General features: G+C 70.8%; 19 protein-coding genes. 13 read left to right on the forward strand and 6 right to left on the reverse strand.

Annotation, left to right across the window (positions count from 1 at the left end; genetic code table 11):
- The first annotated feature begins 191 nt into the window (after nucleotides 1–191).
- The 8 genes from E5N76_RS19675 (at nucleotide 192) to E5N76_RS19710 (ending at nucleotide 9,607) form a co-directional block, all read left to right on the forward strand.
- Nucleotides 192–1,439, forward strand: coding sequence for a glycosyltransferase (locus tag E5N76_RS19675; RefSeq protein WP_207792032.1), 1,248 nt, complete (start codon nucleotides 192–194; stop codon nucleotides 1,437–1,439).
- A 214-nt stretch (nucleotides 1,440–1,653) separates the two neighbouring features.
- Nucleotides 1,654–3,783, forward strand: coding sequence for a polysaccharide biosynthesis protein (locus E5N76_RS31275; protein ID WP_149539030.1), 2,130 nt, complete (start codon nucleotides 1,654–1,656; stop codon nucleotides 3,781–3,783).
- A gap of 183 nt (nucleotides 3,784–3,966) precedes the next feature.
- On the forward strand, nucleotides 3,967–4,425 hold the full coding sequence (locus tag E5N76_RS19685) for a Rap1a/Tai family immunity protein (protein WP_149539031.1): 459 nt from the start codon (nucleotides 3,967–3,969) through the stop codon (nucleotides 4,423–4,425).
- An 11-nt stretch (nucleotides 4,426–4,436) separates the two neighbouring features.
- On the forward strand, nucleotides 4,437–4,733 hold the full coding sequence (locus E5N76_RS19690; protein WP_235907785.1) for a glycine zipper domain-containing protein: 297 nt from the start codon (nucleotides 4,437–4,439) through the stop codon (nucleotides 4,731–4,733).
- Between the two features lie 309 nt (nucleotides 4,734–5,042).
- On the forward strand, nucleotides 5,043–6,674 hold the full coding sequence (locus E5N76_RS19695; RefSeq protein ID WP_149539032.1) for an ORC-CDC6 family AAA ATPase: 1,632 nt from the start codon (nucleotides 5,043–5,045) through the stop codon (nucleotides 6,672–6,674).
- 212 nt (nucleotides 6,675–6,886) lie between these two features.
- Nucleotides 6,887–7,579: a transposase gene (locus E5N76_RS19700; RefSeq protein ID WP_187830285.1), complete on the forward strand. Its 693-nt coding sequence runs from the start codon at nucleotides 6,887–6,889 to the stop codon at nucleotides 7,577–7,579.
- Between the two features lie 62 nt (nucleotides 7,580–7,641).
- Complete coding sequence (locus E5N76_RS19705) at nucleotides 7,642–8,796, forward strand: DegT/DnrJ/EryC1/StrS family aminotransferase (protein ID WP_149539033.1); 1,155 nt, start codon at nucleotides 7,642–7,644, stop codon at nucleotides 8,794–8,796.
- Nucleotides 8,797–8,887: 91 nt separating this feature from the next.
- Nucleotides 8,888–9,607: a DUF1194 domain-containing protein gene (locus E5N76_RS19710; protein WP_149539034.1), complete on the forward strand. Its 720-nt coding sequence runs from the start codon at nucleotides 8,888–8,890 to the stop codon at nucleotides 9,605–9,607.
- Nucleotides 9,608–9,773: 166 nt separating this feature from the next.
- Here E5N76_RS19710 and E5N76_RS19715 read toward each other — a convergent pair whose 3' ends face one another.
- Nucleotides 9,774–10,184, reverse strand: coding sequence for a DUF3775 domain-containing protein (locus E5N76_RS19715; RefSeq protein WP_235907786.1), 411 nt, complete (start codon nucleotides 10,182–10,184; stop codon nucleotides 9,774–9,776).
- Between the two features lie 333 nt (nucleotides 10,185–10,517).
- Between E5N76_RS19715 and E5N76_RS19720 the strand changes: the two genes are divergently transcribed.
- The 4 genes from E5N76_RS19720 (at nucleotide 10,518) to E5N76_RS19735 (ending at nucleotide 15,739) form a co-directional block, all read left to right on the forward strand.
- Nucleotides 10,518–11,399, forward strand: a complete 882-nt coding sequence (locus tag E5N76_RS19720; protein ID WP_207792033.1) for an FAD binding domain-containing protein — start codon at nucleotides 10,518–10,520, stop codon at nucleotides 11,397–11,399.
- Nucleotides 11,400–11,404: 5 nt separating this feature from the next.
- Nucleotides 11,405–11,887 carry a (2Fe-2S)-binding protein gene (locus tag E5N76_RS19725; protein ID WP_149539036.1) on the forward strand — a complete coding sequence of 161 codons (483 nt, stop codon included), beginning with the start codon at nucleotides 11,405–11,407 and terminating at the stop codon, nucleotides 11,885–11,887.
- Nucleotides 11,884–14,160 carry a xanthine dehydrogenase family protein molybdopterin-binding subunit gene (locus E5N76_RS19730; RefSeq protein ID WP_149539037.1) on the forward strand — a complete coding sequence of 759 codons (2,277 nt, stop codon included), beginning with the start codon at nucleotides 11,884–11,886 and terminating at the stop codon, nucleotides 14,158–14,160. The genes E5N76_RS19725 and E5N76_RS19730 overlap by 4 nt, the downstream gene beginning before the upstream one ends.
- Before the next feature lie 334 nt (nucleotides 14,161–14,494).
- The gene (locus tag E5N76_RS19735) at nucleotides 14,495–15,739 is read left to right on the forward strand and encodes an NAD(P)/FAD-dependent oxidoreductase (protein WP_149539038.1); all 1,245 of its coding nucleotides are present in this window, start codon (nucleotides 14,495–14,497) and stop codon (nucleotides 15,737–15,739) included.
- 247 nt (nucleotides 15,740–15,986) lie between these two features.
- Here E5N76_RS19735 and E5N76_RS19740 read toward each other — a convergent pair whose 3' ends face one another.
- From E5N76_RS19740 to E5N76_RS19750, 3 genes are read right to left on the reverse strand one after another with little or no spacing between them, the layout of a single operon-like run.
- Nucleotides 15,987–17,486, reverse strand: coding sequence for an argininosuccinate lyase (locus E5N76_RS19740; RefSeq protein ID WP_149539039.1), 1,500 nt, complete (start codon nucleotides 17,484–17,486; stop codon nucleotides 15,987–15,989).
- A gap of 38 nt (nucleotides 17,487–17,524) precedes the next feature.
- Entirely contained in the window at nucleotides 17,525–18,178 is a 654-nt protein-coding gene (locus tag E5N76_RS19745; protein ID WP_149539040.1) for a glutathione S-transferase family protein, read from the reverse strand.
- Nucleotides 18,179–18,203: 25 nt separating this feature from the next.
- The gene (locus E5N76_RS19750; RefSeq protein WP_149539041.1) at nucleotides 18,204–19,178 is read right to left on the reverse strand and encodes a LysR substrate-binding domain-containing protein; all 975 of its coding nucleotides are present in this window, start codon (nucleotides 19,176–19,178) and stop codon (nucleotides 18,204–18,206) included.
- A gap of 176 nt (nucleotides 19,179–19,354) precedes the next feature.
- Between E5N76_RS19750 and E5N76_RS19755 the strand changes: the two genes are divergently transcribed.
- A complete protein-coding gene (locus E5N76_RS19755; protein ID WP_149539042.1) occupies nucleotides 19,355–19,612 on the forward strand; it encodes a DUF1127 domain-containing protein in 258 nt (85 codons plus the stop codon).
- A gap of 86 nt (nucleotides 19,613–19,698) precedes the next feature.
- Here the strand turns inward: E5N76_RS19755 and E5N76_RS19760 are convergent, their stop codons facing one another.
- Together E5N76_RS19760 and E5N76_RS19765 are read right to left on the reverse strand one after the other, a co-directional pair.
- Complete coding sequence (locus tag E5N76_RS19760; RefSeq protein WP_149539043.1) at nucleotides 19,699–20,988, reverse strand: adenylosuccinate synthase; 1,290 nt, start codon at nucleotides 20,986–20,988, stop codon at nucleotides 19,699–19,701.
- 4 nt (nucleotides 20,989–20,992) lie between these two features.
- Nucleotides 20,993–22,150 (reverse strand): ATP phosphoribosyltransferase regulatory subunit, encoded by a 1,158-nt coding sequence (locus tag E5N76_RS19765; RefSeq protein WP_149539044.1) that lies wholly within the window; start codon nucleotides 22,148–22,150, stop codon nucleotides 20,993–20,995.
- Between the last annotated feature and the right edge of the window lie 144 nt (nucleotides 22,151–22,294).

Here is a 22,294-nt window from a genome sequence, read left to right on the forward strand (position 1 = left end):
CATTGCCGGCCGCCGCCGGGGGGGCGTTGGAGATCCATCGCACCCCCGGGACCGCGGCGTCGCCCGCCGCTGCCGGCGGGGTGTCGGGGACCCGTCCTACCCCCGGCGCTGTGGCGCCGTCCGCCGCTGCCGGCAAGGCGTCGGAGACCCATCGTGCCTCCGGCCCCGCAGCGCCGCTCGTCGCCATCAGCATGGCGTCGGAGACCCATCGTGCCTCCGGCCCCGCAGCGCCGCTCGTCGCCGTCAGCATGGCGTTGGAGACCCATCGTGCCACCGGCGCTGCGGCGCCGCTCGTCGCCGTCAGCATGGCGTTGGAGACCCATCGTGCCACCGGCGCTGCGGCGCCGCTCGTCGCCGTCAGCATGGCGTTGGAGACCCATCATGCCCCCGGCGCCGCGGCGCCGCTCGTCGCCGTAGGCGCGGCGTCGGAGACTGATCGTGCCCCCGGCGCCGCGGCGCCGCTCGCCGTCTCCGGCGTGATGCTGGAAACCTATCGCCGCGCCTCCGGCTGGCGGGGCCGGCTGCTGGGTATCCTTCCCCTCGCCCACCGCGCCGCCGCCAGCGGCGCCCGCGTGATCCATGCCAGCGAGCCGGATGCCTGGTTCGCCGCCCTCCTCGCCGCCCGCCGCACCGGCGCGCGCGTCGTGATCGACGTGCATGAGCACTACCCGTCCCGGCTGAATGCCAAGCTGCCCGCGCCGCTGCGCCCCCTGGCGCGTGGCCTGATCCGCCTGGCCTGCCGCATCGCCGGCCGGCTAGCCGATGCGGTGGTGGTGGCGAAGGACGGCCTCGCCGGGGATTTCGGCCGTCGCGCCCGTATCGTGCCGGTGCGGAATTACGCCCTGCCCAGCCCGGTCGCGCCCCGCCGCCACGCCCCGGGGCCGGTGACGCTGGCGCATGCCGGCGCCCTCGGCCGCAGCCGCGGCTGGCCGCAGATGCTGGCGGCGCTGGCGCTCTGCCCGCCCGGCACCAGGCTCCGCCTGATCGGCCGGTTCACCGATGGCAGCGAGGCCGATTTCCACGCCGAGGCCGCCCGCCTCGGCCTGACCGACCGCATCGAGACCCTTGCCTGGATGCCGCATGCGGAGGCCCTGGCCCGGCTGGCGGAGGCGGATATCGCCCTGGTGCTGTTCCAGCCGGGCGAGGTGAACCACACCCTCGCTCTGCCGCATAAGCTGTTCGACGCCATGCTGGCCGGCCTGCCCGTCATCGCCCCGGATTTCGCCACCGAGGTCGCCACGGTGGTGCGCGAGGCCGGCTGCGGCGAGCTGGTGCCGACCGGCAATGCCGCCGCCATCGCCGGGGCGGTGGCCCGCCTCGCTTCCCCCGCCCGCCGCCAGGCGCTGGGCGAGGCCGGGCGCGCCGCCGCCCTCGGCCGCTTCGGCTGGGCGGCGGAGGCGGCGCGGCTGGTGGCGCTGTACCGCGACCTGCTGGGCTGAAGACCGACGGGAGCGGCCGCTGCCCGCCCGCCCAGGCGCCGAACGAGGCCGCGCGCCATACCCCTGCCGCTTCGGCCAGCGAAGGCGGCCGCCGCCACCCTCGAACCGCCTCTCAGCCACGGCCGGGAGCGCCATGGCCAGCCACGCATTTCCCCGCGTTTCAGCCGTCCAGCCGGCGGTGGCGCCGGGGCAGGAAGCAGCCTATAGCAACCGCATGGCCCGCCTCGCGCCGCACCGCATCCTCCTCAACCTGCTGCTCGATTCGGCGCTCGCCTGCCTGGCCCTGCCGCTGGCGCTGCTGCTGGCGACGCCGGGCGACTGGCCGCCGGCCGCCTGGTGGTCGGGTGCCGTCCCCGGCGCCGCCCTGGCGCTCGGGCTGGGCGGGCTGCCGGTGCGGCTGCCGCAGCAATACTGGCGCTTCGCCGGGCTGCGGGACCTGCTGGGCATCGCCGGCGCCGCGCTGCTCGGTGCCCTGCTGTTCTGGGGCGGGCTGCTGCTGCTCGGCGCCTGGCGGCCGGCCAACCCGGCCTTCCCCGCGCTGCACGCCCTCGTCCTCGGCATGCTGCTCGGCCTGCCGCGCATCGCCGGCCGGCTGCAGCAGACCCGCCACGCCGCCGAAGCCGAGGCCAGCGCCCAGCCCGTGCTGCTGGTCGGCGCCGGGGATGCGGCGGACCTCTTCATCCGCGCCCTCGCCGGCGAAAGGCGGCCGAGCTACCGCGTCATCGGCATCCTCTCCATGCGCTCCCGCCAGGCCGGGCGGCGCATCCAGGGCCACCCCATCCTCGGCACCTCGGAGGATGCCGCCGCCATCCTCGACCGCCTCCGCGCCGAGGGCCGGCTGCCCGCCCTCATCGTCCTCGCCACCCCGCACGCCCAGGGGCCGGCGCTGGAGGCGCTGCTGGACGCCGCCGACCGCCATGGCGTGCCGGTCCGCCGCGCCCCCTCCGTCACCGCGCTCGACCCCGCCGCCGCCCATGCCGCGGACCGGCTGGCGCCGCCCGGCGGCCCCCGCCTCCAGCTCCGCCCCGTCGCCATCGAGGATCTGCTGGACCGCCCGCAAGTGCCGCTGGACCGCGACGGCATGGCCCGGCTGGTGCAGGGCCGCCGCGTCCTCGTCACCGGCGCCGGCGGCACCATCGGCGGCGAGCTGGCGCGGCAGGTGGCGGCGCTCGGCCCCGCCCAGCTCACCCTGCTGGATCACGGCGAATACGTCCTCTACGAAATCGACCTGGAGTTGCGGGAGCGCCACCCGGAACTGCCCCGCCGCGCCGTGCTGGCCGATGTCCGCGACGAGGGCCGCATCCGCCGCCTCTTCGAGGACATCCGCCCGGAGCTGGTCTTCCACGCCGCCGCGCTGAAGCATGTGCCGATGGTGGAGAACGACCCGCTGGAGGGGCTGCTGACCAACGCCCTCGGCACCCGCATCGTCGCCGATGCGGCGCGGGCGGTGGGCTGCCGGGCCATGGTCTTCATCTCCACCGACAAGGCGGTGAACCCGACCAGCGTGATGGGCGCCAGCAAGCGCCTTGCCGAGATGTACTGCCAGGCGCTGGACATGGCCGCCCGCGCCGGCGAGGGCGCCGCCGCGCAGGGTGCCCCCAGCCCCGCCGGCCATCACCCCCCCGGTGCCTCCGGCCACCATCTCCCCGGCGCCTCCGGCCATCACCCCCCCGGCGCCTCCGGCCATCACCCCCCCGGCGCCTCCGGCCATCACCCCCCCGGCGCCTCCGGCCATCACCCCCCCGGCGCCTCCGGCGCCATGCGCTGCGTCACCGTCCGCTTCGGCAATGTGCTGGGCTCCACCGGCAGCGTGGTGCCGCTGTTCCGCCGCCAGCTCGAGCGCGGCGGGCCGCTGACCGTCACCCACCCCGATATGCGCCGCTACTTCATGACAGTGCGGGAAGCGGTGGGCCTCGTCCTCCAGGCCAGCGTCATCGGCGCGGAAGACCGGGCCGACCAGCCGCCGGAGCTGCGCGAGGGCGGCATCTTCGTCCTCGACATGGGCAAGCCGGTGAAGATCGTGGACCTGGCGCGACGCATGATCCGCCTCGCCGGCCTCCGGCCGGAGGAGGATGTGGAGATCCGCTTCACCGGCCTCCGCCCCGGCGAGAAACTGTATGAGGAGCTGTTCCACGGCCAGGAACCGCCCCGCCCGACGGAATTCCCCGGCCTGCTGGTGGCCACGCCGCGCACCGCCGACCCGGCCCTGGTCGGCCGCGCCATCGACGAGATCGCCACCGCGGCGCGGGGCGGGGCGCCGCGGGCGGCGCTGGCGCAGCTCGGCCGGCTGGTGCCGGAATTCGACCACAACGCCGACGGGGCGGGCAGCCGCGCGGCGCAATAGCCCAGGCGCCCCACGCCGCCGCTTGCGACTCCGCCGCCCCTCCCCCCCTCCCGGCCCCGCCGCCTTCCCACCCCCCGCGCAACCCATTGCCCCGCCCCGCCTTCCGGCGGGCGGTTGCCCTGCCCCGCCGCTTTGGGCAGGTTGCCCGAACCCCGATGCACCACAGGAGGAAAGATGCACGTCATGCGACCCATGACCCTGCCGGCCGCCCTCGCGGCAGCCTGGCTCGGCCTCGCCACGCCTGCCCTCGCCCAAGGGACGAGCCCAGGGATGCGCCCCGGGACGGGCGGCAGCGGCACCCCGACCTCCGTCAGTACCACCGCGGACCTCGCCGCCATCTGCCTGCCGACGGCGCAGGACCCGCAGCGGCTGGAAGCCATCGCCTATTGCCAGGGCTACATGACGGCGGCCGGCCAGTACCACAGCATGCTGCACCGCCCGGGCGGGCGGCGCCGGCCGCTCTACTGCCTGCCGAACCCGGCGCCGACGGTGGCGGAAAGCGCCATCGCCTTCGCCCAATGGGCCCGGCAGAACCCGCAATACAACCAGGAGCCGGCGCTGGACGGGCTGTTCCGCTGGGCCCAGGCCACCTACCCCTGCCCGCAGGAGGCGGCCCCCAGCCGCCCCCGGACCAGCCGTTGAGGAGGAGCACCATGGCCATGACCAAGCTGCGTGGAATGGCGCCCGCCGCGGCCCTGCTGGCCGCCGTGAGCCTGGGCGGCTGTGAGAACGCGACGCGGACAGAACGCAATGTCGGCACCGGCGCGCTGGGCGGCGCGGCGCTGGGGGGGCTGATCGGCTCCTTCAGCGGCAACCTCGGCTGGGGCGCACTGCTGGGCACCGCTGCCGGCGCCGGGGCGGGGTATCTGTACGAGCAATCCGAACGGTCGTCGGACCGGGCGTACCAGCAGGGGGTGCGGGACGCGCGGGGGCGGCGTAGGGGGTATTGAGTTAGGGCGTATGTGTCAGGGGGGCGCTGCCCCCTGAAACCCCCGCAAGGAGGGCGCTGCCCTCCTTGCGGGGCCCACCAAGGCCCCCCGGAATCTAGCATAACAATCCGCCCTTCCGCCAATTAAACGATCAATGTGAAAATTTCTAGCCCAATCTCGCAATATACTGTGCAGTATCTCTATAGAACCAGGAAGTAAATTTACCTCGTCTCTAATAGGTATTACACCGCTCCTACTTTCGGCCAAACCGGCCTCGCCGGAGCCTTGATGTGCTTGCCGGCGTGCTGGTTCGAAGGCATCCTGCAGAAGATGATTCGTAAGGCGGTCGGGATGGGATTGCTGGACATGTTCCGCAAGGCACCGAAGAAAAATGCCATCGACCTTTTGCAGCAAATCTCGAAGCGTGCCGAGGATCTCACCCCTGAGGAGCAGGCAAGAAGCTTTGTTGCAATTCGCCGAATCGATGGAGCTCTGAAAAGCCGAGACAGCCGGGTTATTTTTGGCAGAAGAGGCACGGGGAAAACCCATATCCTTTCCTACATGGCCACGGCCGCAACTTCTCGCGGCGATTTTGCCTGCTTAATCGATCTTCGTACTCTCGGTTCGAACAATTCTATTTATTCCGATTTCAGTTTATCCCCTAGCACTCGTGCCACGACGCTCATTCGCGATCTACTGTCCTCTATCCACGATAGAATCCTTGAAATTTTTACGGATCCCCAATCTAAGCTAGATGATAGGCGCATCCCAGCGCTACTGGACCGCTTACAAGATTGCGTCAGAACTGTAGTCGTGACCGAAACTCAGGAAACCCGCGGCAAGCTTTCGCAAGCAGAAGCGGCAAGACTTCAGACAGGGTTGGAGGCAAAGGCTTCACTGATCGGCGGTAATGCAAAGGCGTCAATGAATACCGAGATTACGAGCGGAGATTCTGCTGAATGGGAAACCAAGATTACCGGGAAGCCCAGGCTTTCTGTTAATATGGGGGACGCATACACTATACTTAATAATATATCCTCCGTTTTTCCAGGCAGACTTTTGATACTACTAGATGAATGGAGTTCCCTTCCTGAAGAGCTACAGCCATATTTGGCCGATTTCATCAGACGGGCCATTTTACCAATTCAGAATATTAGTATGCACATTGCCGCGATTGAATATCGCTCTAGATTTCGTACAGATAACGCGAATGATCGGGTGGGCCTAGAATTGGGTTCCGATATCGCTGCTGATATCAATCTTGACGATTATTTTGTATATGACGTTAGCCCAGATGTTGCTGTCCAATTTTTTGGGGAGCTACTTTACAAACACCTTGTTGCTTTCGCTGGCGACGCCGGTTTGGCAGAGGATAGCGCCAAGGCGGTTATAGCTAATATCTTTTCCCAAGATCGCGTATTTGCGGAGCTGGTTCGTGCCTCGGAAGGCGTGGCACGTGACTTCATTAACATATTACAACTTGCTGCCATGCGGTCTGACGACAGCAAAATCACGATGAACGAGGTTCGCACTGCTGCGAAAGACTGGTTTGAGCGGGACAAGCAACGGAATCTTGACTCACGGCAGAATGCGCAGGAGCTTTTGCACTGGATTCGGGACGAAGTCATTGGTGAAAAGAAAGCACGGGCTTTTTTGCTGAACGTTTCAGTATCAAATCAACTAATAGATTTTCTTTTTGACGAGCGGGTTCTTCATATAGCTCGCCGCTCCTATTCAGCCAAGGATGACCCCGGAGTACGCTATCGTGTCTGGAAAGTTGATTACGGATGCTACGTCGACCTTATTAACACGGTCAACAACCCGACATCTTTTCTCTCCCACGGAATTATTTTCAGCCCTGATGGCGATCTTACGGTTCCTGATGATGACTACCGGGCGGTTCGTCGAGCAATTCTTGATATTGCGGCATTCGATAAGCGGGCTTCCGAGGCTGGGCAATAATGCCTTGGAATACTAGCGTATCGCGCTGGCCGACAGATAATTAAGATCTGATGCAAGCCGTCTACGACCGACCTTGGTTAATGCCGTCCCTCCCCTCCCGTAAGCCGAGCCGGACAGGGAGCACTTAGCCTCCAATCTTTCGTGTGACTCATTGACAAACGGAATATATTCCTATATCCTTCGCCGTTCCCCACCCCACGGCGCCCCCACCCATGTCCACCCCCCTCCTCCCCACCCCCCTCCCCCTCACCGCCCTCATCCACCGCCTCTCCCTCGACCCCATGCGCTGCCTCACCCCGCCCCACCCCTGGGCGCCGATGAGTGATGCCGAATGGAACGCCATCGCCCCCTTCCTCGCCGCCCAGGGCTGCGGCCTTTCCTTCGCCCCCCGCGCCGGCCGCCCGCCCGTGGATACGCGCGCCCGGCTGGATGCCATCTTCCGCGCCGTCCTGCTGAAGGCCCCGGGCGGCGGCCGCGGCACCTGGCGGCAGCTTCCGCCCGAATTCGGCAAGCCGGATACCGTCAGCCGCACCTATCGCCGCTGGGCCCGCGCCAATCTCTGGGCAAGGCTGCTGGTGGAAATCGCCTGCCCCACCTGCCCGCCCATCCTCCGCCGCCTGGCCTACCGCATCTGCTGCGCCTTCCGCCGGGGCATCCGCCTCATGGGCTTCCGCGCCATCCTGCTCGCCCGCCGGCTGCGCCTGTTCTCCGCCCTGCCCGCCCCGCCGAATTTCCTGCCGGACCCGGATTTGTCCGAAACCCTCTCCCCCATCCTGCCCGGCCTCATCGCGCGCACCGCCGCCAACCCCGGCTGGCGCGCCCCGCGCGCCCTGCTCCGCGCGCTGGATGGGCTGATGCGCCTCGCCCGCGGCCGCCGGATCCGCCGCTGGATGGAACCGGCCTGATGTTGCACCCCGAAACCCCGGGTGATTTGGCCGCCGCGCCCGCCCGGGCCTATGCAGGCGCCATGAGCACGCCCCGTCCCATCGCCTTCTTCGACATGAAGGCGCAGCAGGCCCTGATCCGCGACCAGATCGAGGCCGGTATCGGCCGCATCCTCGACCATGGCCGCTTCATCCAGGGGCCGGAGGTCGATCAGCTCGAAGCCCGGCTCGCCGCCTTCACCGGCGCTGCCCATGCCGTCGGAATCTCCTCCGGCACGGATGCCATCCAGATCGCCCTGATGGCGGAGGGCATCGGCCCCGGCGATGCCGTCTTCCTCCCCGCCTTTACCTACACCGCGACGGCGGAGGTCCCGCTCCTCCTCGGCGCCACCCCCGTCTTCGTCGATGTCGATCCGCGCAGCTACAACCTCGACCTTGCCGATCTCGAGCGCCGCATCGCCCTCGTCGCCCGCGAGGGCCGCCTCCGGCCCCGCGCCGTCATCGCCGTCGATCTCTACGGCCTGCCGGTGGACTGGCCGGCGCTGAACGCCATTGCGGCGCGCCACGACCTCTTCACCCTGGACGATGCCGCCCAGGCCTTCGGCGGCGCGCTGAACGGCAGGCGCCTCGGCCAATGGGCGCATGCCACCGCCTGCAGCTTCTACCCCACCAAGACGCTCGGCTGTTACGGCGATGGCGGCGCCATCCTCACCAATGACGCCGCGCGCGCGGAGCTCTACCGCTCCCTCCGCACCCATGGCGAGGGCAGGACGCGCTACGAGGTGCTGCGCACCGGCATGAATGGCCGCCTCGATTCCATCCAGGCCGCCATCCTGCTGGCCAAGCTGCCGCTGCTGGAGCAGGAGCTGCAATCCCGCGCCGCCGCCGCCGCCTGGTATGAGGCGGCGCTCGGCAACCGCGTGCAGACGCCGAAGGAATATCCCGGCGCCGCCAGCGCCTGGGGCATCTACACCATCCTGCTGCCGGACGAGGCCGCCCGCACCCGCGTGCAGGCGGCGATGCAGGCGGCGGGCATCCCCAGCGCCATCTACTACCCGAAGCCGCTGCACCTGCAGCCCGCCTACCGCGAAGCCCATGCCGGCAGCCTGGCCGGCGGCCCGCCCCCTCTGCCGGTCGCCGAGGATCTCTGCGCCCGCTGCCTTTCCCTGCCCATGCATCCCTACCTGACCCAGCCGGATGTCGCGCGCGTGGCGGAGGCGGTGCTGGCCGGGCTGTAATTCTGTAATTCGTGTAATCTCTGCCTTCTGTGTTGAACCCCACCGGCCGCCCACGCTTCCATGACAGCATCACGTCAAGGAGGCTACAGGCATGCGCCGGCGCTCCCTGCTTGCCGCGGCCGGCGCCGCGGCCCTGCCCATCCGTCCTGCCCTGGCGCAGGGAGACCCGGTGGATGTGCTGCTGCTGCTGGCCGTGGACGTCTCCCGCTCGGTGGATGAGGATGAGGCCAGGCTGCAGCGGGAGGGCTATCGCAACGCCGTCGCCGACCCCACGGTGGTGGAGGCCATTCGCGGCGGCATGATCGGCGCCATCGGCCTGGCCTATGTGGAATGGGCGGGGGCGGAGTATCAGCGCCTCGTGCTTCCCTGGACCCGCATCGCCAGCCAGCGGGAGGCGGTGCTCTGGTCGGACCGGCTGTCGGAGGCGCCGCGCGCCTCGCTCTCCTGGACCTCCATCTCCGGCGCGCTGGATTTCTCCCGCACCGTGATGGCGGAGGCGCCCTTCGATGCGGCGCGCCGCGTCATCGACGTGTCGGGCGACGGGGTGAACAACAGCGGCGGCCCGGTGGAGCTGGCGCGCGACCGGGTGGTGGCGGAGGGCATCACCATCAACGGCCTGCCCATCGTGAATGACCGCCCGACCTTCGGCCGCATGCCGCCCATTCCGCTGGACGAGTATTTCAAGGAAAGCGTGGTCGGCGGGCCCGGCGCCTTCGTCATCGTGGCGGAGGATTTCAACAGCTTCGGCAATGCGGTGAAGCGGAAGCTGATCCGGGAGATCGCGGCGCTGGGCGGGCCGGTGGTCGGGTAGGGATGGGGGGCTTCGTCCCAGGCCCCAGCGGGAGGCCCTGCCTCCTGCACCTCCGCCGGGGGGTGAACCACCCTCCCCGACCCCGGTGGGGGTTTGCCGGTTGAACCCACGGGCCGGAAAACCCCGGCCGAGCTCCGCGCCTCCCTGGCGGGTGCTTCCTCAGCCCCTACCGGTCCACCTCCTCGATCGAGAGCCCGAAGGCCGCGACGCCCTCGGCCAGCAGGTCGCCCAGCATCTCCATCCCCAGCAGATAGGTGCCGGCGTCGCTGCCCTCGTTCCGCTCGGCGGCGAGGCGCACCGCCTCCTCCCACTCCTCCGGCCCGTAATCGCCGCGGCCCACCCAGGCCAGAGCGATCAGCGCCGCCTGCTCATCCTCGTTGAGCTGGTCGATGAAGTCGTGCAGCGACTCCTCGGTCAGCTCCTCATTCTCCTCGCCGAGCTGGGCGGCCTCGCTGTCATCTTCCTCGGCCAGCTCCTCGGCGCCCGCCTCCTCCTGCCCCTGCAGCGCGCGGGCCTGGTCCACGATCGTCGCCACCGTTTCCAGGCTGATCCCGAGGTCAACCTCTTCCTCGTCCATGGGCCCTGCCATCAGACCGCCACCCTATCCTCTGTGCCTGGGGGTTCCGCAGCCGTCGCGCCGTTTCCGCTCGTCCCCCGGGCCGAACCCGGATCGGCCACTTGGGTTCCGGGGAATTGCCGGCGCGCACAGGGGTGCCGCTGCTCTCGGCGACGCTAAGCCAAGGCCCTGTGTCATGCAAGCATTCCGCGGCCGCCGCCCCGTTGATACCAATGCTTTACATCGCATCGCCAAGGGCTTGCCGCCCACATGGGCTAGCCGGGCCGCGCGGAACCGCCTAGCCTTCTACCGACCTTGCCCGAGGGGCGCTGGTCTGGGACGGGAAACGACTCAATGACGGAGATCAGATACCTCGCGCCCGGCACGCTTGAGGATGCGGTGGGCGCCTTCGCCGCCGCCCAGGCGGCTGCGGCGGGCTCGGCACGGATCCTCGCCGGCGGCACCGATCTGCTGGTGCAGATGCGCGCCGGGGTGGTGCGGCCGGGCACCATCATCGACATCAAGAAGATCGAGGAAATGACCGCCATCACCGAACAGCCGGATGGCGGCTTCGTGATCGGCGCCGCGGTCAGCGGCGCGACGCTGCATGACCATCCGCGCTTCGGCCAGGTCTGGCCGGGCGTGCTGGAGGCGATCAACCTCATCGGCTCCAAGCAGGTGCAGGGCCGCGCCTCCCCGGGCGGCAATCTCTGCAACGCCTCGCCGGCCGGGGACAGCGTGCCGGCGATGATCGCCGCCGGTGCCGTGGTGACGATCCAGGGCCCCAATGGCCGCCGCACCCTGCCGGTGGAGAAGGTGCCGGCCGGCCCCGGCCGCACCACCCTGCAGCCGGGCGAGATCCTCGTCAGCTTCACGCTGCCGCCGCGGCCGAAGGGCTCGAGCGATGCCTATCTGCGCATGATCCCGCGGACGGAGATGGATATCGCCGTGGTCGGCTGCGGCGTCAGCCTCACCCTCGCGGGCGGCACCGTCACCGCCGCCCGGGTCGGGCTCGGCGCCGTCGCGCCGGTGCCGCTGCTGGTCGAGGATGCCGCGAAGGCCCTTATCGGCTCGAAGCTGGAGGAGAGCGCGCTGGAGGCTGCCGCCGCCGCCTGCCGCGCCGCCTGCAACCCCATCAACGACAAGCGCGGCACCATCGCCTACCGCACCAAGGTGGCGGGCGTGCTGCTGAAGCGCGTCACGGCCGTCGCCGCCGAGCGCGCCGGGAGGAGCTGAGACTCATGGCCAGGATTCACGTCACGACGACCATCAATGGCGAGCCGATGGAGTTCCTCTGCGAACCGCAGCAGAGCCTGCTCGACGCGCTGCGCAACAATCTCGGCCTGACCGGCACCAAGGAAGGCTGCGGCACCGGGGATTGCGGCGCCTGCTCCATCACCTTCGACGGCCGCCTCACCTGCTCCTGCCTCGTCCTCGCGGTCGAGGCCGAGGGGCATGAGATCGGCACGATCGAGGGCATGGCGCAGGGCGAGACGCTGCACCCGCTGCAGCGGAAATTCCTGGAAATGGCGGCGCTGCAATGCGGCATCTGCACGCCCGGCGTGCTCATCGCCGCCCGCGCCCTGCTGGAGAAGAACCCGGATCCCACCGAGACCGAGGTGCGCTTCGGCCTAGCCGGCAATCTCTGCCGCTGCACCGGCTATGACAAGATCGTCCGCGCCGTCATGGAAACCGCCGCCGAGATGAGGGAGACCGCGTCATGAACGTCATCACCCCCGCTGAGAACAAGTGGATCGGCACCCGCACCGTCCGCCCGGACGGCGCCGACAAGGTGACCGGCCGCGCCGCCTATGCGGCGGACACCACCATGCCGGGCATGATCTGGGGCAAGGTGCTGCGCAGCCCGCACGCCCACGCCGTCATCAAGTCGATCGACACCAGCAAGGCGGAAGCCCTGCCGGGCGTGAAGGCGATGGTCACGGCGAAGGACATCGTCGATTTCCCCACCGACAAATCGGTCATGCTCGGCATCCAGGACATGCGCTGGATGTGCCGCAACGTGATGGCGCGGGAGAAGGCGCTGTTCCACGGCCACCCGATCGCCGCCGTCGCCGCCACGACGGAGGAGATCGCCGCCGAGGCCTGCCGGCTGATCGACGTCCAGTACGAGGTGCTGCCGCACGCCATCGAGATCGAGGACGCGATCAAGCCCGACGCGCCGATCCTGCACCCCTTCCTGCAGCATGAGGGCAAGCCCTCCAACATCGCCGGCACCATGGTGGCGAAGCTCGGCGATATCGAGCAGGGCTTCGCCGAGGCGGAGGTCGTCATCGAGCGCACCTTCCGCACCCGCCCGGTGCATCAGGGCTATATCGAGCCGCATGCCTGCACGGTGAGCTATGCCGCGGATGGCCGTGCCACCATCTGGTCCTCCTCCCAGGGCCAGTTCATGGTCCGCGCCATGACGTCGCTCCTCACGGGCGTGCCGCAGAGCAATATCCGGGCGATCCCGGCCGAGATCGGCGGCGGCTTCGGCGCCAAGACCATCATCTATCTCGAGCCGCTGGCACTGCTGCTTTCGAAGAAGTCCGGCCGGCCGGTGAAGATGGTGATGAGCCGGGACGAGGTGATGCGGGCCACCGGCCCGACCTCCGGCTCGCTCTCCACCGTCAAGATCGGCGCGAAGAAGGACGGCACCATCGTCGCCGCCCAGGGCACCTTCTACCTGCAGGCCGGCTGCCTCCCCGGCTCGCCGATCCGCGGGCCGGTCGGCTGCTCCTTCGCGCCCTATGCCATCCCGCATGTGCTCTCGGTGGGCTACGACGTGGTCTGCAACCGCTCCAAGGTCGCGGCCTACCGGGCGCCGGGCGCACCGATCGGCGCCTACGCCACCGAATGCGTGCTGGATGAGCTGGCGGAGAAGCTCGGCATCGACCCGCTGGAGCTGCGCCACCGGAACAGCGCCAAGACGGGGATGAAGGCGGCCTATGGCGCCACCTTCAACCAGGTGACCTTCGAGGAAACCATCGAGGCGATCCAGAACCACGAGCACTACAAGACCCCGCTGGAGAAGAACCCGCGCCCGGGCATCAAGCGCGGCCGCGGCGTCGCTTCCGGCTTCTGGTACAATGCCGGCGGCGAGAGCAGCGCGCAGGTGAACCTCACCGAGGACGGCAATGTGGTGGTCATCACCGGCCATCCGGATGTCGGCGGCTCCCGCGCCTCCATCGCCAATGTCACGGCGGAGCTGCTGGGGGTGGAGCATGACCGCGTCTCGGTCATCATCGGCGACACGGCCTCCATCGGCTTCTCCAACCTCACCGGCGGCAGCCGCGTGACCTTCGCCTCCGCCATGGTGGTGACGCAGTCGGTGGAGAAGGTCATCGGCCAGCTCAAGGAACGGGCGGCGAAGATCTGGAAGATCGACCCCGAGGCGGTGATCTACGAGAACGGCGCCTGCCGCCCGGCCGGGCCGAATGCCGGGCAGTTCCCGCCGCTGGCGCTGAAGGATCTGGCGGCGAAGGCGAATGAGACGGGCGGGCCGATCGGCGCCGGCGTCCAGCTCAACACCCAGGGCGCCGATCCGGGCTTCGCCACGCATGTGGTGGATGTCGAGGTCGATGTCGATCTCGGCATCGTCCGGGTGCTGCGCTACACCGCGGCGCAGGATGTCGGGCGCGCCCTGCACCCGAGCTATGTGGAAGGCCAGATCCAGGGCGGCGTGGTGCAGGGGATCGGCTGGGCGCTCTCCGAGGAATACCTGTACGACAAGCAGGGGCGGCTGGATAACGCCAACTTCCTCGACTACCGCATGCCGGTCTGCTCCGACGTGCCGATGATCGAGGCGGTGGTGCTGGAGATCCCGAACCCGCGCCACCCGCAGGGGGTCAAGGGCGTGGGCGAGGCGCCGATCGTGCCGCCGCTCGCGGCCATCGCCAACGCCGTCCACGACGCGCTGGGGCGGCGCTTCTACAGCCTGCCGATGTCGCCGCCGAAGGTGACGGAGGTGATGGACCTGCCGCTGGCGGCGGAATAGGGCAGGCGGGGGCGCGGCCCCCGCCGGGGCCAGGCCCGGGCCCCGGACCCCGGTCCGAGTTTGCGGTTCAACCTGCCGACTCACACCGGGGTCGGGGGGGTGGTCCACCCCCCGGCGGGGTCCTGGGGCAGCGCCCCTGGTGGGGCATGGGGCGAAGCCCCATCACCTTGCCAACCACCCCCCATTAGGCTCAGATCGCCTGGGGAATCGTCCGCGCCGCCGTGGTCCTGCCCGGCCCGAGCGGCCGGCGCCCCGTTGCGCGGGCATTCCCCCGGCGCCACCCCTCTGCGTGCCGCCGGACCGGGTTTCATCTGCGCGGAGCGACAGGAGCATCATGCCGCAATCGGCCATCGTCCTCGGCGCCGGCATGGTCGGCGTCTCGGTGGCGCTGCATCTTCGGCGGCGCGGCTATGAGGTGGCGCTGGTGGACCGCAACGGCCCCGGCGAAGGCGCCAGCTTCGGCAATGGCGGGCTGATCCAGCGGGAGGCGGTCTATCCGCACCCCTTCCCCCGCGGCATCGCGGAGCTGCGGCGGATCGCCGGCAACCGCGCCGTCGACGTCTCCTACCACCCGCTGGCGCTGCCGGGCTTCGCCTCGCCCCTGCTGCAATATTGGTGGCATTCGGAGCCGCGACGCTATCTGCAGGCGGTGACGGCCTATGCGAGGCTGATCGTCACCTGCATCGACGAGCATCTGGCGCTGGCCCGCGGCACGCCGGCGGAGGCGCTGCTGCGGCCGATCGGCTGGATGCGGCTGTTCAGCGACCGCAAGCTGCTGGACGCGGCGCTGGCGCAGGCGGAAGTGGCGAAGCGCGATTACGGCGTGAACTACCTGGCGCTGGATGCGAAGGGGCTGGCGGAGGCGGAACCCTCCCTCCTCGTCTCCCGTACCGGGGCGATTCACTGGACGGACCCGCTTTCGGTCAGCGACCCGCATGCGCTGACGGTCGCCTATGCCGGCATGTTCACCGCCGAGGGCGGCCGGCTGCTGCGGGGCGATGCGCTGACGCTGGAGAAGGCCGGCAGCGGCTGGCGGGTGCAGACAGAGTCCGGGCCGGTGGAGGCGGCGGAGGTGGTGGTGGCGCTCGGCGCGCATTCCGCGGTGCTGACTCGGCGCTTCGGCTATGCGCCGCCGATCTTCGGCAAGCGCGGCTACCACATGCATTACGGGCTGCGCGGCAATGCGGTGCTGCACCGGCCGGTGCTGGACACCGAAAGCGGCTTCCTGCTGGCGCCGATGCGGGCGGGCATCCGCCTGACCACCGGCGCGGAATTCGCCCGGCTGGATTCGCCGGCGACGCCGGTGCAGTTGGAACGGGCGGAGCCCGTGGCGCGCGGGCTGTTGCCGCTGGGCGACCGCGTGGAGAACGCGCCCTGGATGGGCGTCAGGCCCTGCACGCCGGACATGCTGCCGATCATTGGGAAGCTGCCAGGGCAGCAGGGGGCATGGTGCGCCTTCGGCCATGCGCATCAGGGACTGACGCTGGGGCCGACCACGGGGCGGCTGCTGGGGGAGATGATGGCCGGCGGGGAGCCCTTCACGGACCCGGCGCCGTACCGGGCGGAGAGATTCGCTTAGGGGCCTTGCCCCCGGCCCCGTCCGGGTTTCGGACCCGACGGCTGAACTAGAGCGGGATCGGTTGCGCTGCGCTCACCCGCCCGCTCTAGCTCATTGTTCGGTCGCGTGATTCATGGTTTCGGTCGATTCGACCTCAACCGATCACGCTCTAGCAGACTCGCGCTAGGGTCCGGGGAGGGGCTCCCCTCCCCGGCGGGGGTGCAAGGGGCGGCGCCCCCTGCCGGGGTTGGGGGCGAAGCCCCCGCCCCTACCGCGCCGGCAGCAGCTTCGCGAAATCCGCGTCCAGCGCGGCCAGCGCCCCGTCGATGCGGCCGCGGCTTTCCTCCCGCCATCGCCTCTGCGCCGCCAACGCCTCCCGCGCGCCCGCGATCATCCGCGCCATCTCGGCCGGCTGCGGCCCGCCGGAAGTGGCGCGCGCCCGGACGATCGCCACCGGGTCCAGCGCCGCGCGGAACGCCGCCTCGTCCAGCGGCAGGCTGGCATTCTCCACCTGCATCTCGTGCCGCAGCGTGTCGGCGTAGATGCGTCGCGCCTCGGCATAGGGGAAGTCGCTCGGCCGGATGTCGTGTTCCCGCGCATAGTCCACGATGCCGGAGGCGAAGTGGTGGCCGACGCGGAAGGGCAGCCTGTGCTCTCGCATCAGCAGGTCGGCGAGTTCCTGGGAGGCGGTCCAGTCGCTGTTCAGCTCCTCCAGTGCCCGCTCCGGGCTCAGCACCAGCGCCGAGAGCACGCGGTCGAACGCCACCAGCATGCGCGTGGCGCCGCCGGTGACGGCGGCGTTGTCGCGCACCGCCTTGGCGTCGCTCATCCCCGGCGGAATATTGTGCGCCTGGATTGCCCGCCCCTGGCCCAGCGCAATGACGCGGGACGCCTCGGCCCGCGTGTCGTTCAGCAGGCCGGGGTTGCGCTTCTGCGGCATGGCGGAGGAGACATAGGTGTTGCCCTCGCCCTCGCGCAGCAGGATCCACGGCCGCGCCTGGGCGTATTGCGTCATCACATCCTCGACGAAGGCGCCGACATGCAGCGCGAGCGAGGTGGCGACGGCGCCGATCTCCACCGGCATCTCGGTGGCGAGGATCTGCGCGGCGTCATAGGCATTCTCGACCAGCACGGGGAAGCCGAGATAGCGCGCCATGCGCTCGCGGTTCAGCGGCCAGCTCGTGCCGTTCAGCACGGTGGTGCCCATGGGGGAATGGTCCAGCCGGGCGAAGGCCGAGCGCAGCCTTTCCGAATCGCGGCGGAAGCCGGCCAGGTGGCCCAGCAGGTAATGGCCATAGCTGTTGGGCTGGGCGGCGACGCCGTTGGTGTAGTTGGGCACCACGGTGGCGGCGTGCTGCGCGGCCAGGCGCAGCAGATTCGCCTCCACCTTCTCCAGCGCGGCGGCGAGCTGCAGCAGCTCGTCGCGCAGGATGGCGGCGCGGACGGTGGCCAGCATGTCCTGGCTGGAGCGGCCGGCATGCAGCAGCGTGGCATCGACGCCGGCGGCCTCGATCAGCAGCGGCTCGAAGGTGATGACCAGGGTGGGGCGACGGCCGCCCGGCTGGTCGCCGGCGCGCAGCACCTGCTGCAGCCCGGCGGCGAGGCGCGGCGCCAAGGCGGGGTCCAGCAGCCCCTCCTGGTTGTTGATGACGGCGCTGGCCTTGTTGATCTCGCCCAGCCAGTAGAATTCGTCCCGCCGGGGAGCGGGTTGGGCAAGGGCGTCACCGCACATCAGCAGGGCTCCGAGTCCGATCCAGAACGGCTTCATGGCAGTCTCCCACGGCCGCCGGAGGCCGCCCTGCCAACCTAGCCCGGCGGGGCGTGGTAGGGCAGGCGCTGGCCAGGCAGCAGATCGTAGGGGGCGCGCCAGCCCGGCAGGGCGGCGATGCGGTCCAACCAGGCGCGGATCGCCGGATAGTCGGCGGCGAGGTCGAAGCCGGTCTCCTCCGCGGGGAAGGACAGGTAGGCGCACATGGACAGGTCGGCGATGGTCGCCCGTTCCCCCAGCAGGAAGGGGTGCGCCGCCAGGTGCCCGGCGAGGATGCCGAGGAAATCCAGCAGCCGCTCGCGCATCCAGGCGAGCACCGCCAGATCAGGGTCCGGGGTGAAGGCACGGCGATAGCGATAGGCGGCGAGGAAGCCGCTGAGCTTCTGGTTGTCCCAGAACAGCCAGCGCAGCAGCTCGAAGCGCTCCGCCGCGTCGCGCGCGCCGTACTGGCCGTAGCGCTCGGCGAGGCGGAGCAGGATGGGGGCGGTCTGGGTCAGGCGCGCGCCATCCTCCTCCAGCACCGGGATCTCGCCCATCGGGTTCACCGCCGTGCGCCATGCGGGGGTGCGGGTGACGCCGCCGCCGAAATCGGTCCAGACGGGCTCGAAGCCCTGGCCGCAGAGGGTGAGCATCAGGGCCAGCTTGTAGCTGTTGCCGGATTCCGGGAAGTAATGCAGGCGGTAGGCGGGCATGGCGCGGGCTCCCTCGGCCGCCGCGTCAGCGCCGGCCCCCTTCGCCCGCGGAGGCTAGGGGCCGGGCGGGGGCGCCACCATTCAGTTCCAGGGCGCCGGGGTTCAGCGCCGTGCAAGGCGCGGCTAGGAAGGCGGCGGCCTCCCGCCGCAGCCAGTCGCGGAACAGCGCCATGGCGCGGCCGGGCCGCCCAGCGCCGCGCCGCCGCACCAGGTGGAATTGCCGCGAAAGCCGCACCGGCCCGGGCGGCAGCGCCACCAGCCGGCCGGCTTGCAGGTAAGGCCGCACCACCGGGTCCAGCCCCAGCGCCACGCCCTGGCCCGCGGCGGCCGCCTCATAGACCAGGGAAAGGTTGTCGAAGCTGCGGGCGAGCGGCGGCGCGGGCTCCGCCACGCCATGCGCGGCGAGGTATTCGCGCCAAAATTCCGGCTGGTGGGTCGTGCCGATCAGGGGCAGCCGCAGCAGCGCCGCCGCGTCCGGCCCCACCGCCAGACCGGGCCGCGCCACGGGAAAGGCCAGCACCGGCAGGAAGGGCTCCGCCAGCAGACCCGGCCAGGGCCCGATACCCAGCCGGATGGCCCCGTCCAGATCCGGCCGGGCGCGCAGATCCACCGGCTCGGGGCCGGTCTCCAGCTCGATCTCGGTACCCGCATGGCGGGACGCCCAGCCGCCCAGCCGCGGCACCAGCCATTGCGCCGCGAAGCTCGGCATGACGGTGAGGCGGAGCGGGCGCCGGCCGGCGCCGCGCATGGCCTCGGTGGCGGTGGCGAGGCTCTCCCAGGCCGGGCCGATGGCGGCGAAATAGGCGGCGCCGGACTCGGTCAGCGCCAGGCCGCGCGGCAGGCGGCGGAAGAGCGGCATGCCGAGCTGCGCCTCCAGCAGCGCGATGCGCCGGCTGAGGGCGGGGACGGTGAGATGCATGGATTGCGCCGCCCGGGCCAGGCTTCCCAGCCTTGCCACCGCCACGAACGCCTCCATGGGGCCAAGGGGAAGTCGCCGCATGGGGGGAGGCTAGCGCAGGCGGCGATCCGGGGAAGCAGCTTCCGGCCGGCGGCGTCCTGCTCGGTGTTACGGCTGCAACGCTTCGCCGCGCTCCCTGTCATCCTCCGGCCGTCGGCCCCGCCCAGGATGGGCCCCGAAAGGCTCCGCGAAGGAGCCGCATCGGGGAAAGCCACCACATGCGAATCGACGATCCACGGTCCTTCCGGGCCGGCGACGGCCTGCTCTCCTACGCCGCCCCTCCCGGGACGCGCCCTTCCCCTGGCCTGGGCGCGCGCTGTGCCCGCCTCCTCGCGGCGCTCAGGGCGCATTGGCGGGAGCGGCACGCGGCGGCGGAGCTGGCGGCCCTCAGCACCCGCATGCTGGCCGATATCGGCCTCACCCGCGCGGACCTGCCGCGCTTCCAGCGCCGGTGGCGGGCCGAGGAATTCCGCTGAGCGGGGCGCGGCGCCCGAAGCCTGGCCGCTTGCCCCGCGCTCGTCCCGGCGGGCGGGAGGTTCCCGATCCCGCCCCGGATCGGCCCCTACCCCGCGAAGGGATCCCGCAGCGTGATGGTGTCGTCGCGGTCCGGGCTGGTGCTCAGCAGCACCACCGGCGCCTCCACCAGCTCCTCGATCCGGCGGACATACTTCACCGCCGCCGCCGGCAGCTCGGCATAGCTCCGGGCGCCCATGGTGCTGGTGCTCCAGCCCTCCAGCGTCTCGTAGACCGGCTCCGCCGCGGCCTGGGCCTGGAAGGCGGCGGGCAGGCGGCGATAGGTCTCGCCATGGATGCGGTAGCCGGTGCAGATCTTCAGCTCGGCGAGCCCGTCCAGCACGTCCAGCTTGGTCAGCGCCAGGCCCTGGATGCCGCCGAGCTTCACCGCCTGCCGCACCAGGCAGGCATCGAACCAGCCGCAGCGCCGGCGCCGGCCGGTGACGGTGCCGAATTCCCGGCCGCGATCGCCGAGGCCGCGGCCGATCTCGTCATGCAGCTCGGTCGGGAAGGGCCCGCTGCCGACCCGCGTGCTGTAGGCCTTGGCGATGCCCAGCACCATGCCGACCGCATCCGGCCCGATCCCCGCCCCCGAAGCGGCATTGCCGGCGACGGTGTTGGAGGAGGTGACATAGGGGTAGGTGCCGTGATCGACATCCAGCATCACCGCCTGCGCGCCCTCGAACAGCACGCGCTGGCCGGCATGCCGGGCCGCATCCAGCCGCTCCCACACCGCCTCGGCGTAAGGCAGCAGCTTCGGCGCCAGGGAAAGCAGCCCATCCAGCAGCGCCTGCTTCTCGAACAGCGGCGCGCCGAGGCCCTTCAGCAGGGAATTGTGGTGCAGCAGCAGCTCGTCGAGCTTCTTCGAGAGCGTCTCCGGCTCCGCCAGGTCGCAGAGCCGGATGGAGCGCCGCCCCACCTTGTCCTCATAGGCCGGGCCGATGCCGCGGCCGGTGGTGCCGATCTTGTCGCCGCCCCGCGCCGCCTCCCGCGCCTTGTCCAGCGCCGGATGCAGCGGGAGGATCAAGGGCACGTTCTCCGCGATGCGGAGATTCTCCGGCGAGACCTGCAGCCCCTGCGCCGTGACCTTCGCGATCTCGGCGAGCAGCGCATCCGGGTCCAGCACCACGCCATTGCCGATGATGCCGAGCTTGCCGCGCACCACGCCGGAGGGCAGCAGGGAGAGCTTGTAGGTCTCGTTCCCCACCACCAGCGTATGGCCGGCATTGTGGCCGCCCTGGAAGCGCACGACGATATCGGCCCGGCTGGCGAGCCAGTCCACCACCTTGCCCTTGCCCTCATCGCCCCATTGGGCGCCGATCACGGCAACATTGGCCATGCGCCTACTCCTTCGGCAGCGGCACGGCCTGGCCGTCCCGCAGGATATGCGTGCAGCGGAGCGCCCGCGGCGCATCCGCCGCCGAGAGCGCCGCCACGGTGGCGAAGCCCTGGGCGCGGAAGCCCGCCGCCACGGCTTCCGGCGTGCCCTCCGGCAGGAAGAGGCGCGGGCGCGGCGGCGCGGCGGGCGCGGCGCGCAGCACCGCATCCGGGTAGAGGGTCATCCCCGTCGCCGGCTCGTCATTCAGGGAGAGGTAGCGGCCGCCCCGCGCCAGCTCCCCGCTGCGGCCGGGGCCGTAGAGGGTGAAGGCGACGCCGACATGGTAGCGGAAGCCGCGGAACTCGGCCGGGTCCAGCGTCAGGCGCAGCCCCGGGGCGCGCCGGCGGATCGCAGCGATGATGGCGGCGGCATTGTCGGCGATCTCCCGCGCCGCCTGGGGCAGCGGAGCGGCGGCGAGCGCCGCCAGCGCTGCATCGGCCGGGCCGGCGGCGGCGAGCAGCGCCGGCAGGCAGGCCGCCAGCACGCCGGCCTCGGCGGAGAGGGCGGCGACCATGGCGGCATCCTTGCGGTCCAGCGCATGCGCCAGGCCCTGGCGGCGCTCCGCCGGCAGGCCGGAGAGGTCCAGCAGGGTGGGCGTCATGGTCGGCAGGGTGATGTCGAGGGAGATGGGCGCGACGCCCACGGCTCCGAGGGCCTCGGCCGCGACGGTCGCCACCTCGGCATCCGCGGCGGGGGAGGCAGTGCCGATCAGCTCGATGCCGGCCTGCGGCATCTGGCGCTCGGGCGCCAATTGGCTGCCGCGGACGCGCAGCACCTGGCCGGCATAGCAGAGGCGCAGCGGGCGGCCCTGCAGGCCCAGCCGGGTGGCGGCGATGCGGGCGACCTGCGGGGTGGTATCGGCGCGGAGGCCCATCATGCGCTGGCTGACCGGGTCCATCAGCCGGAAGGTCTGCTCGGCCACGGCGGCGCCGGAACCGGCGAGGAGGCTGTCCTCGAATTCCAGCAGCGGGGGCTTCACGCGCTCATAGCCGTGGCGGGTGAAGCCGGCCATCAGCGCCTCGACCAAAGCCGCCTCCCGCTCCGCCTCGGGCGGCAGCAGGTCCATCAGGCCGGCGGGCAGCAGCCCGGCGGGCGGGGCGAAGGGAGAGGCTGGGTCGGTCATGGGCTTTTGCGTGGCAGCGCAGGGTGTGTGGCAGGGGGGGAAAGGGGATGCAAGGGCGGGGGCTCCGTCAGGGGGGGGGGGGGGGCCCCCCCCCCCCCCCCCCCCCGGCCGGCCCCCCCCGCCCCCCCCCCCCCCCCCCCCCCG

It is taken from the genome of Siccirubricoccus phaeus, from assembly GCF_008360935.1.
GTDB lineage: Bacteria > Pseudomonadota > Alphaproteobacteria > Acetobacterales > Acetobacteraceae > Siccirubricoccus > Siccirubricoccus phaeus.

Coding starts and splice junctions, on each gene's coding strand:
- E5N76_RS19675 (WP_207792032.1), top strand. CDS start 192: ATGGCGTCGGAGACCCATCGTGCCTCCGGCCCCGCAGCGCCGCTCGTC.
- E5N76_RS31275 (WP_149539030.1), top strand. CDS start 1,654: ATGGCCCGCCTCGCGCCGCACCGCATCCTCCTCAACCTGCTGCTCGAT.
- E5N76_RS19685 (WP_149539031.1), top strand. CDS start 3,967: ATGCGACCCATGACCCTGCCGGCCGCCCTCGCGGCAGCCTGGCTCGGC.
- E5N76_RS19690 (WP_235907785.1), top strand. CDS start 4,437: ATGGCCATGACCAAGCTGCGTGGAATGGCGCCCGCCGCGGCCCTGCTG.
- E5N76_RS19695 (WP_149539032.1), top strand. CDS start 5,043: ATGATTCGTAAGGCGGTCGGGATGGGATTGCTGGACATGTTCCGCAAG.
- E5N76_RS19700 (WP_187830285.1), top strand. CDS start 6,887: ATGTCCACCCCCCTCCTCCCCACCCCCCTCCCCCTCACCGCCCTCATC.
- E5N76_RS19705 (WP_149539033.1), top strand. CDS start 7,642: ATGAGCACGCCCCGTCCCATCGCCTTCTTCGACATGAAGGCGCAGCAG.
- E5N76_RS19710 (WP_149539034.1), top strand. CDS start 8,888: ATGCGCCGGCGCTCCCTGCTTGCCGCGGCCGGCGCCGCGGCCCTGCCC.
- E5N76_RS19715 (WP_235907786.1), bottom strand. CDS start 10,184: ATGGACGAGGAAGAGGTTGACCTCGGGATCAGCCTGGAAACGGTGGCG.
- E5N76_RS19720 (WP_207792033.1), top strand. CDS start 10,518: ATGACGGAGATCAGATACCTCGCGCCCGGCACGCTTGAGGATGCGGTG.
- E5N76_RS19725 (WP_149539036.1), top strand. CDS start 11,405: ATGGCCAGGATTCACGTCACGACGACCATCAATGGCGAGCCGATGGAG.
- E5N76_RS19730 (WP_149539037.1), top strand. CDS start 11,884: ATGAACGTCATCACCCCCGCTGAGAACAAGTGGATCGGCACCCGCACC.
- E5N76_RS19735 (WP_149539038.1), top strand. CDS start 14,495: ATGCCGCAATCGGCCATCGTCCTCGGCGCCGGCATGGTCGGCGTCTCG.
- E5N76_RS19740 (WP_149539039.1), bottom strand. CDS start 17,486: ATGAAGCCGTTCTGGATCGGACTCGGAGCCCTGCTGATGTGCGGTGAC.
- E5N76_RS19745 (WP_149539040.1), bottom strand. CDS start 18,178: ATGCCCGCCTACCGCCTGCATTACTTCCCGGAATCCGGCAACAGCTAC.
- E5N76_RS19750 (WP_149539041.1), bottom strand. CDS start 19,178: ATGCGGCGACTTCCCCTTGGCCCCATGGAGGCGTTCGTGGCGGTGGCA.
- E5N76_RS19755 (WP_149539042.1), top strand. CDS start 19,355: ATGCGAATCGACGATCCACGGTCCTTCCGGGCCGGCGACGGCCTGCTC.
- E5N76_RS19760 (WP_149539043.1), bottom strand. CDS start 20,988: ATGGCCAATGTTGCCGTGATCGGCGCCCAATGGGGCGATGAGGGCAAG.
- E5N76_RS19765 (WP_149539044.1), bottom strand. CDS start 22,150: ATGACCGACCCAGCCTCTCCCTTCGCCCCGCCCGCCGGGCTGCTGCCC.